Here is a 2,341-nt window from a genome sequence, read left to right as displayed (position 1 = left end):
GCTGCGCGGCTTCCTGACCTCCGGCGCGCCGCCGGCGCTGTTCGACCTGCCCTGGATGCCGGTCTTCCTGCTCTTCGTCTACGCGCTGCACCCGCTTCTGGGCGCGATCACCCTCTGCGGCGCGGTGGTGCTGTCCATCCTGACCGTCGTGGCCGAGATCCGGTCGCGCGATCTCACCCAGTCCTCGCAGCAGGCGATGGTGCAGCGCAATATCACGGCGGAGTCGAACGCCCGCGCGGCTGACGCGCTGGTCTCCATGGGCCTCGTCGACCGCGCCGTCCGGCGGTTCGAGACCGCCAATGCCGAGGCGCTGGCGCTGCAGACCCGCGGTGCCGACGTAAACGCCACGATCTCGTCGATCTCGCGCGTGCTGCGGATGATCCTGCAGTCGGCGCTGCTCGGGGTCGGGGCCTTCCTGACCATCGGCGGCCACATGTCGGCCGGGGCGATCATGGCGGTCTCGGTCGCGGCCGGGCGGGCGCTGGCGCCGATCGACCAGGTCATCGGCAACTGGCGCGGCATCCTCGGCGCCCGCAACGCCTGGGTGCAGCTGCGCGAGACGCTGGGCGCCATGCCGGAGGAGCGCAGCTATCTGACCCTGCCGAAGCCGCAGGCAAGCCTGAAGGTCGAGGGGCTGACGGTCGCCTCGCCCGCCAATGGCCGGGTGCTGTTGAGCGACATCTCCTTCGAGCTGTCGGCGGGGCAGGCGCTGGCGGTGATCGGCCCGAGCGGCGGCGGGAAATCGACGCTGCTGCGGGCGCTGGCCGGGGTCTGGCCGGCGCTGCGCGGCACGGTGCGCTTCGACGGCACCGCGCTGAACCATTGGGAGCCGGCGCGGATGGGCGAGCTGGTCGGCTACCTGCCGCAGGAGGTGAACCTGTTCAACGCCTCGATCCTCGACAACATCGCCCGGCTGTCGGAACAGCGCGACAGCGCGGCGATCCACGCCGCGTCGGCGGCGGCGGGGGTGCATGGCATGATCTCCTCGATGCCCGAGGGCTATGACACCCAGGTTGGCTCGCATGGCAGCGCGCTGTCGGCGGGCCAGCGCCAGCGCATCGGCCTGGCCCGGGCGCTCTACGGCCAGCCCTTCGTGGTGATGCTGGACGAGCCGAACTCGGCGCTGGACGCGATGGGCGAGAAGGCGCTGAACGAGACGATCCGCGACATCCGCGCCCGCGGCGGCATCGTCATCGTCGTCGCCCACCGGCCCAACGTGCTGAGCGCGGTGGACATGCTGGCCATCGTGCAGGGCGGCCGGATGATCGCCTTCGGGCCGCGCGACGAGGTGCTGGGCGAGAAGGCCGGGCGGGTCGTGGTGCCGATGGAGGCCGCCTCCGGCCTTGCCGCAGGCGTCGCGTGAGGAGATGGGATCATGGCATTGCACATCCGCAGCCGCGCCTCCCGGCGCAAATCCCAAGCCCAGGCCTATGCCGCTGCAGACCCGGGCCGCAGCAAGGCGGCGAGGATCGGCACGGCGGTCCTGATCGCGCTGGCGGCGCTGTGGCAGGCCTTCGTCCTGCGGCAGGCGCAATCCGCCGAAAGTGGGGACGAGACTGCGGCTCAGTCGGAGATGTCGATCGATCCCGAGACGGTGGCCCTTCCGGACCTGCCGGCCTATCCGGTCGCCGAGGCCGCGCAGGCCGGGACCGAGCCGGCGGCCGCCACCCAGCCCGTCACCCCCGGCATCCTGACCGCCGAGGGGACAGTGACGGCGCCGGACGGGCCGCCGACCAGTGGCGGGGGCGGCACGCTCGGCGGCGGGGACGCGCCGCTGCTCTCCCGGCCCGACCCAATGGGCCCGATCGCCCCCGGCGGGCGGTCCCTGGCCGATCCCCTGCCGATCGCCGGGGCCCCGGGCGAGCCTGCGCCGGAGACGGCGGGGCCGGCCGCGCCCGGCGAGGGCCCGGTTCCTGCGGCACCGCTGCCCTACGGGCTGGAGGAGTTGCTCGCCGACCTGACGCAGATCCTGCCGCAATCCGCCGATCAGGCCGCCTTCCTCGGGCTGGCGGTGGACGATTGGATCTCCGCCGCCCGGCTGGACATCCTGCGCCGCGGCGCCGAGACCGAAGCGGGCGCGCCCGACTGGGAGGCTTATGCCCGCGACCGGCAGCAGGTCGCGGCGCTGGAAAACCCGACGGTGCGGGACGCCTATCTCGCGCAGTTCCTGCCCGGCGGCGTCGAGGCCGCAGCCGCCGAACTATCGGCCGACCCCGCCCCGGCGCCCATCGATCCCTTCGTCACCGAACCCACATGAGGATGATGCCATGACCGCGCCTCTTGCCCGCGTCCGCGCCGACCGGACCGACTACCCGCTCCGCGGGCGGCTGATGACGGCCCT

2 protein-coding genes are annotated in these 2,341 nt (G+C 73.2%); both read left to right on the top strand.

Annotated features, from left to right (window positions below):
• A partial coding sequence (locus C5F48_RS23220) for a type I secretion system permease/ATPase (protein ID WP_107666059.1) occupies nt 1-1,363 on the top strand: 1,363 nt, incomplete at its 5' end.
• Between the two features lie 12 nt (nt 1,364-1,375).
• A complete protein-coding gene (locus C5F48_RS23215) occupies nt 1,376-2,257 on the top strand; it encodes a hypothetical protein (RefSeq protein WP_107666058.1) in 882 nt (293 codons plus the stop codon).
• Nucleotides 2,258-2,341: the final 84 nt, after the last annotated feature.

The sequence above is a fragment of the Cereibacter changlensis JA139 genome (genome assembly GCF_003034985.1).
In the GTDB taxonomy this organism is placed as follows: Bacteria; Pseudomonadota; Alphaproteobacteria; order Rhodobacterales; family Rhodobacteraceae; genus Cereibacter; species Cereibacter changlensis.
The sequence above is the reverse complement of the archived record's forward strand: the minus strand, read 5'-3'. Positions and strand labels throughout refer to the sequence as shown.

What these genes read in the sequence shown, in the direction of transcription:
- C5F48_RS23215 (WP_107666058.1), top strand. Translation starts at nt 1,376, where the DNA reads ATGGCATTGCACATCCGCAGCCGCGCCTCCCGGCGCAAATCCCAAGCC.